Genomic DNA, 6,937 nt, shown 5'->3' with positions numbered 1-6,937 from the left:
ACGGAGATCGGATAGTAAATCATCGGCTTGTCGTAGATGGGAAGCAACTGCTTGGGACGCGGTGTCGTCACGACCCCGGCGGCGCCCTTCCTGTCCGCCCCCGCCGGCCCTTCCACGATCTTCCACGATCTTCCACGATCTTCCACGATCTTCCAGGGTCTTCCAGGGTCTTCGAGTCAGCCCCTCGCGCCGGTCCCGGCGTCACCCCTCCGCGACCGCCGCCGGCTCTCCGGCGGTCGCTCCCCCCACGGTCAGTACCTCCCCACGGTCAGTACCTCCCCGCGGTCAGCGCCTCCGACCGCCACAGATCGCGGTAGTAGCCGGGGGAGGAGACCAGCTCGTCATGGGTGCCCCGCTGCGCCACCGTGCCGTTCTCCAGCACGACGATCTCGTCCATCGACTCCAGGCCGCGCAGCCGGTGGGTGACCAGCAACGTCGTACGGTCGTGGGTGGCGTCCAGCAGGTCGGCCATGAGCGCGTCCGCCGTCGTCTCGTCCAGCGCCTCGGCCGGCTCGTCCAGCAGCAGCACCGGCGGATCGTGCAGCAGCGCCCTGGCCAGGGCCAGCCGCTGGAGCTGACCCCCCGAGAGCGTCCGCCCGTCCTCGCCGAGCACGGCGTCCCAGCCGGTCCGCTCCACCCACCGGTCCAGGCGCGCCCGTCGTACGGCCTCGGAAAGCTCGGCCTCGTCCGCCTCCGGTCCGGCCAGCCGCAGGTTGTCGCGCACCGACGTCTGGAACACGTACGGGTCCTGGGTCAGCCCGGTCATCACCCGCCGGACGTCGTCACCGGCCAGGTCGCGGACGTCCACCCCGTTCACCCGGATCGTGCCCGACTCGGGCTCGACCAGGCGCATCAGGGCGGACAGCAGGGTGCTCTTGCCGGCGCCGCTGGGGCCGACCAGCGCGACCCGCCTGCCGGGGGTGAGGGTCAGGTCGACCCCGTTCAGGGCGGGGGCGCGGCTCGCGTCGTGCCGGACCACCAGGTTCCTCACCTCGACGGTCGCCGGCCCCGCGGGGACCTCGGCCGGAGCGTCCGGCTCGGTCACCGCCGCCGGGGCCGCGCCGACCTCCCGCAACCGGCGCAGGGCGGCGAGCACCCCGGTCAGCCGCTCCCCGGCCGCGGCCATCGGCAGCACCGGCTCGAAGGAGACCAGCGAGGTCAGGGCGAGCACCGCGACGACCACGGAACCGGCCCCCGCGCCCTGGGCGGTCAGCACGACCGCCGCCACGGTCAGGCCCTGGACCAGCACTCCCAGGGCCGAGGCGGCGGCGTTCGCCCGCGCCTGCCGCCGTTCCAGCCCGGCCAGCCGGGCGTCGGCCTCTCCGGCGGCGGCCAGGGCCCGCTCCTCGGCCCCGTAGGCGGCCAGATCGGCCGCGCCGTGCACCAGGTCGGCGACCCGGGCCGCCAGGTCCGCCCGCGCCGGGGCGATCCGCGCCGCCCAGCGTCGTGCGGCGGCGGCCGTGCCCGCCGGGATCAGCACCCCGGCCACCAGCAGCCCGGCCAGCAGCACCAGTGCCGCGGCCGGGAGCAGGAAGAGCCCGACCGTCACCGCGGCAACGCCGGTGACCAGCGCCGCCGCGGCCGGGAGCAGACAGCGCACGAGCAGGTCCTGCACGGCGTCGGTGTCGTCGACCATCCGGCTGAGCAGGTCGGCGCCCTGCCGGTCCGTCGACCCGGGCGGGATGAGCGCCCGGTAGAGGCGCTCCCTGGTCGTGGCCTGGGCGCGCAGCGCCACGTCGTGCCCGGCGAGCCGTTCGCCGTACCGGAAGACGCCCTTGGTGGTCGCGAACGCCCTGACGCCGACGATGGCCACGCTCAGCGCCGCCAGCGGCGGCTGCTCGGCGGCCCTGGTGATCAGCCAGGCGGCGGACGCGATCAGGCCCAGCCCGGCCAGTTCCGCGGCGGCGCCCGCCGCCGCCGCGAGGAGGGGCCGTCCGCTCGCCCGGCCCTTCGCCCGGCCCGCCGGGACGCCGATGAGATCGATCATGACGATGACCCTCCCTCGCGCACCGAGGCCGCGGGGCTCCTCGTGGCGGGCTCCTTCACCACCGGCTCCCCCGCGGGGACCACCCGGCCGTCGGCGATCCTGATCACCCGGTCGGCCAGCTCGATCATCGCGGGCCGGTGGGCGACGATCACGGCGGTGCGGCCCTCGGTCAGGTCACGGGTCGCGCTCACGACCGCGCTCTCGCTGCGGCCGTCCAGCCGCGCGGTCGGCTCGTCCAGCAGGAGCAGACCGGCCTCCGGGCGGCAGAACGCGCGAGCCAGGGCCACCCGCTGCCGCTGCCCGGCCGAGAGGTTCACCCCGCGCTCGCCGACCACGGTGTCGTAGCCCCGCGGCAACGCCGTGACGAACTCCTCGGCCTGCGCGGCCCGGGCCGCCGCCTCGATCTCGCCGGTCGTCACGCCGGGGGCGCCGAGCGCGATGTTCTCGGCCACCGAGGTGGCGAACAGGTGGGGGCGCTGGGGCACGAAGGCCAGCCCGGCGCGCCAGGAGTCGTGGTCGCCGATCTCGGCGCCGTCCACGAGCACCCGTCCCTCGGACGGGCTGACGAAGCCGAGCAGCAGGTGCAGCAGGGTGCTCTTGCCCGCTCCGCTCTCGCCCACCAGCGCCACCCGCTCACCGGGCGCGATCACCAGCGAGACGTCCTCCAGCGCCGCCTCGCTCCGGTCCGGGTAGCGGACGGTGACGTGCTCCAGCCGGATCTCCGGCGCCGTCCCTCGCTCCGGCCCGGTTCGGCCTGTCTCACCGGGACCGTCGGCCCGGACGCCCCCGCCGGGACCGTCGGCCCGGACGCCCCCGCCGGGGCCGTCGGCCCGGCCGTTCGCCCCGGGACCGTCGGCCATGCCGTTCGCTCCGGGACCGTCGGCCGCGCCAGGACCGGGTGAGCCGTTCTCCGCCCGGCCGTCCAGGACGGCGAACGCCTCGTCCGCGGCGGCGACGCCCTCCATCGCGGCGTGGAACCGGCTCCCCATGGTGCGCAGCGGCAGGTACGCCTCCGGCGCCAGGAGCAGGACCAGCAGGGCGGTCGACAGGTCCAGTGAGCCGGACAGCAGCCGCAGGCCCACCGGGACGGCCACCATGGCCAGGGAGAGCGACGCGGCCAGCTCCAGCACCAGCGAGGACAGGAAGGCCACCCGGAGCGTGCGCATCGTCGCGCTCCGGTGGGCGTCGGCGACCCGCTGGATCACCTCGGCCTGGTAGCGGGCCCTGCCGAAGGCGCGCAGCGTGGGAAGCCCGCGCACCACGTCCAGGAAGTGCCCGCCCAGGCGGGACAGGGCCCTCCACCGGTGCTCGGTGACGGCCCTGGTGTGCATCCCGACCAGCGCCCCGAAGATCGGGATGAGCGGGAGCGTGACCAGCACGATCAGCGCGCTGGGCAGGTCGGCGGCGAACAGCCGGACGAGCACCGCCACCGGCACGACGCCCGCGACCGCCACGGCGGGCAGGTACCCCGACAGGTAGGGGTCGAGGGCGTCCAGGCCGCGGCCGGTCAGCGTCACCAGCTCGCCCGAGCGCTGGGAGGCCGGCCTGACGGGGCCGCTCTCCTGCAGCCGCGCCAGCAGGCGGTGCCGCAGGGCGGACTTCACGCCGGTGGCCATCCGCCCGGCGGCGGCGCCCTGCGCCAGGACGAGCAGCGCCCGGACGCCGACGACCAGCGCCAGCAGGATCAGGGCGGAGGCCGCGAAACGCCCGGACAACACCCCGGCGAGCAGCTCGGCCTGCAGCAGGACGAGCAGCCCGGCCAGGACGGCGGCGGCCAGGCAGGCCACCAGATGCAGGCGGACCGCCCGCTCGCCCAGCGCCAGCCGTACCAGATCCTTGTGCATGTCGACCTTAGAAGAGCTCAGAAGAACGACGGAACCCGATCGGCGGCCCGCTCGGGACCGAACGTCCGCCATGTCCATACTTGCGCACCCAGCATGACCGGTGCGAAGGGCAGGATGATGACACTCAACACACCCAGCGCCCCGGCCGACGCCGTACGGTCCAGCAGCCACGGGGTGAACGCGGCGAGCAGTACCGCGGCGGGCGCGGCGGCGGCGGCGCCGGAGGCCACCAGCGCCCACCCGCCGCGCCGGGCGCCGGTCATCCGCCCGGACAGCCGCCAGGACAGGAACGTCCAGCCGTGGAAGGCGAACAGGGCGGCCATCGGCAGGGCGCCCGCCAGGCCGGGCAGGCCGATCACCGGCGCCTCCAGGCCGCGGGCCATCGCGACCAGCGCCATGCCCCAGCTCAGGGCCAGTCCCCAGGAACCCGCGCAGACGGCGACGTTCCAGCCCTCGCGCCACGCGCTCCCGTCGACGCGGCGCCGGAACCAGAGCCCGGCGTCGCGGACGATCCACGACACCAGCAGGGAGACCACCAGCGGGTAGAGGCCGAACAGCACCTCTCCCTCGGCCGCGGGGAAGGCGCCGAACAGCACGCCCGCCACGGCGACCAGCCAGACCTCGCCCGCCAGGACGAACGGCGCCATGGCGGCGACGATCTCGTCACGGTCCCGCCGGGTCCTGCCGAGCACGGGAAGCAGCATGCCCGTCCCGATGCCGGGTCCCTCCAGGGCGAAGTAGCCGACCAGCAGGACGGCGAACACGCAGAGCCACAGGATGTCCACGGTCTGTCCTCCTAGTGGCTGAGCGCGCGCACGCGCTCGTGGGGGTCGGCCGGGGCGGGTTCGCCCAGGGTGACGGCGGCGGGTCCGCGCCGCACGGTACGGGCGATCAGCACGTAGTCGACGATCGCGAGCAGGCCGAGCACGCCCGAGAAGGCGACGAGCGAGCCGGTCACCATGGCGGGGGTGAGCCCCGGGGACATGGCGTCCGCGACGGTCAGCCTGCCGTTGATCATCCAGGGCTGCCGGCCGACCTCCCGGGCCAGCCAGCCGAGGATCGACGCCACGAAGGGCAACGGGGTGATCGCCATCAGCGCGGGCTGCGCCCAGCGCCAGCGGGGCAGCCAGTACACCAGCGGCACCAGCACGAACAGGACGACGAGCTGCAGCAGCTGGCCGATGAGGATCATGAAGCCCAGGCCCAGCCCGGCCAGCCCCCCGTCGTCGAACTTGCCCGGCTGGATCTGGCCGATCGGGCCGAACTGGGCGTAGCCGAAACCGACCGTGATCAGCGACCCGGCCAGCGAGACGATCACCCCGGTGCGGAGCGAGCCGGTGAAGAACTCCCGCTCGGCGGTCCGCCGGAACAGCTGGTACGCGCTGGCGCCCATCACCACGAAGCCGCCGGCCCACAGGCCCGAGCCCAGCACGTGCGGCAGCGCCATGGTCAGGGCCGGGTTGGTGAGCAGCGCGACGGGGTCGGTCAGCACCAGGTGCCCGTCGCGCGGCACGGCTCCGGCCGGGTTCTGCAGGAACGAGTTGGCCACCATGATCCACATGGCCGAGGCGTAGGCGGTCAGCGTCACCACCCAGATGCACGTCACGTGCAGCCAGGTGGGCAACCGGTGCCAGCCGAAGATCCACAGGCCCAGGAAGGTGGACTCCAGGAAGAACGCGCCGAGCGTCTCGATCGCGAGCGGCGCGCCGAAGACGTCTCCGGCGTAGTGCGAGAGGCCGCTCCAGTTCAGGCCGAACTGGAACTCCATCACGAGCCCGGTGAGGATGCCGAGCGCGTAGTTGATCACATAGATCTGCCCCCAGAAACGGGTCACCCGCTCGTGGATCGGCCTGCCGGTGATGGCGTAGCGGGTGTGCATGATCGCGATCAGGGGGGCCAGGCCCAGTGTCAGGACGACGAACAGGAAGTGAAGACTCCCCGTCACGGCGAACTGCGTCCGGGCCAGGTCGAGCACGTCCACGATCTCACCTCCAATGTCATGTCTGCCTACGTATAGACACTCTACATGTAGGCGGGCTACATGTAGAGTGTCTATACGAGAGGTAGGCTGATCAGGTGAGCGACCGAAGCGGACGGACCGGCGAGTACGGCATGTGCGGCCAGCGCGGCGACCCGGGGACCGGCCGGTGGAAGGAGGGCACCGTATGAACACCGACGCGCTCCGCGGCCACATGGACGCCCTGCTGCTCTCGGTGCTGGAGCAGGAACCACTGCACGGCTACGCGATCATCGAGGCGCTCCAGGCGCGGAGCGGGGGAGCGCTGAACGTGCCGACCGGCACGGTCTACCCGGCGCTGCGCCGGTTGGAGCAGGCCGGATACCTCACCGGCGAGTGGGCCACGGTGGGCGGGCGCAAGCGGCGCACCTACCGGCTGACCTCCGCGGGCCACACGGCCCTGGCGGGGGAGCGCTCGGCCTGGCGGGAGTTCACCGGGGCCATCGGCAGCGTCCTGGAGCCCCGCCCCGCCCGCTGACGCCCTCCCCGCGCTCGCGTCCACGCTCGCGTCCACGCTCGCGTTCAGGGTCGCGTCCACGCTCGCGTCCACGGGGCGGGACACGACCTCTCGCGGGTGGACGCGGTTCCCGCGCGGGGGCGATCCGTCGACACCGCCCACCGCCTCCCACGGGGCCGCACGCGGTTCCCGTACGAGGGGACGATCCCCGGCGGCACGGCTCCCGCCGCCTCCCGGCAGGCGGCTGATACCCGCTTGCAGTGGGCGATCAACCGGGTTGAAAGCGGTGCGTCACAGACTGCGGGCACAGCAGCCGGAAAGGAACCCCCTCCATGACGACGACCCGCTCCCTGACAGGACTCGCCCTCGCCGCCGCCCTCGTCGCGATCGCCCCGGCGGCCGCGCACGCGGCCACCCCGGCCGCCGCCCCGGCCGTCATCCCGGCCGCCGCTCCGGCGACCGCCCAGGCCGCCGCCGGTCCCGCGGCCGGGCAGAGCGCCACCCGGGGAACCGTCCGGTGGGGCACCTACCACGCCCCCGGTCGCAGGGCCAGGACGCACGGCTCGCTGACGGTCTGGGGCGAGGACCACGCGGTCCTCCCGGTCGCCGCGCGCGGCAGGATCTCCGGAAAG

6 protein-coding genes are annotated in these 6,937 nt (G+C 74.3%); 2 read left to right on the top strand and 4 right to left on the bottom strand.

The window, feature by feature from the left end; genetic code table 11:
* Positions 1-268 precede the first annotated feature (268 nt).
* The 4 genes from cydC to AB0G16_RS38035 are packed head-to-tail and all read right to left on the bottom strand — an operon-like array spanning position 269 to position 5,812.
* The gene (cydC, locus tag AB0G16_RS38050; RefSeq protein ID WP_362815774.1) at positions 269-1,987 is read right to left on the bottom strand and encodes a thiol reductant ABC exporter subunit CydC; all 1,719 of its coding nucleotides are present in this window, start codon (positions 1,985-1,987) and stop codon (positions 269-271) included.
* Positions 1,984-3,831, bottom strand: a complete 1,848-nt coding sequence (cydD, locus tag AB0G16_RS38045; RefSeq protein ID WP_362815772.1) for a thiol reductant ABC exporter subunit CydD — start codon at positions 3,829-3,831, stop codon at positions 1,984-1,986. Before cydD ends, cydC begins: the two co-directional genes overlap by 4 nt.
* A gap of 17 nt (positions 3,832-3,848) precedes the next feature.
* Positions 3,849-4,616: a cytochrome d ubiquinol oxidase subunit II gene (locus tag AB0G16_RS38040; protein WP_362815770.1), complete on the bottom strand. Its 768-nt coding sequence runs from the start codon at positions 4,614-4,616 to the stop codon at positions 3,849-3,851.
* Positions 4,617-4,627: 11 nt separating this feature from the next.
* Entirely contained in the window at positions 4,628-5,812 is a 1,185-nt protein-coding gene (locus AB0G16_RS38035) for a cytochrome ubiquinol oxidase subunit I (RefSeq protein ID WP_362815769.1), read from the bottom strand.
* A 184-nt stretch (positions 5,813-5,996) separates the two neighbouring features.
* Here AB0G16_RS38035 and AB0G16_RS38030 point away from each other — a divergent pair, with 184 nt between their 5' ends.
* Together AB0G16_RS38030 and AB0G16_RS38025 are read left to right on the top strand one after the other, a co-directional pair.
* On the top strand, positions 5,997-6,326 hold the full coding sequence (locus AB0G16_RS38030; RefSeq protein ID WP_362815768.1) for a helix-turn-helix transcriptional regulator: 330 nt from the start codon (positions 5,997-5,999) through the stop codon (positions 6,324-6,326).
* Positions 6,327-6,637: 311 nt separating this feature from the next.
* Positions 6,638-6,937: hypothetical protein (locus AB0G16_RS38025; RefSeq protein WP_362815766.1), on the top strand; the 300-nt coding region annotated here is incomplete at its 3' end.

The sequence above is a fragment of the Streptosporangium sp. NPDC023615 genome, from assembly GCF_040640155.1.
GTDB lineage: Bacteria > Actinomycetota > Actinomycetes > Streptosporangiales > Streptosporangiaceae > Streptosporangium.
The sequence above is the reverse complement of the archived record's forward strand: the minus strand, read 5'-3'. Positions and strand labels throughout refer to the sequence as shown.

Coding starts and splice junctions, on each gene's coding strand:
- cydD (WP_362815772.1), bottom strand. CDS start 3,831: ATGCACAAGGATCTGGTACGGCTGGCGCTGGGCGAGCGGGCGGTCCGC.
- AB0G16_RS38030 (WP_362815768.1), top strand. CDS start 5,997: ATGAACACCGACGCGCTCCGCGGCCACATGGACGCCCTGCTGCTCTCG.
- cydC (WP_362815774.1), bottom strand. CDS start 1,987: ATGATCGATCTCATCGGCGTCCCGGCGGGCCGGGCGAAGGGCCGGGCG.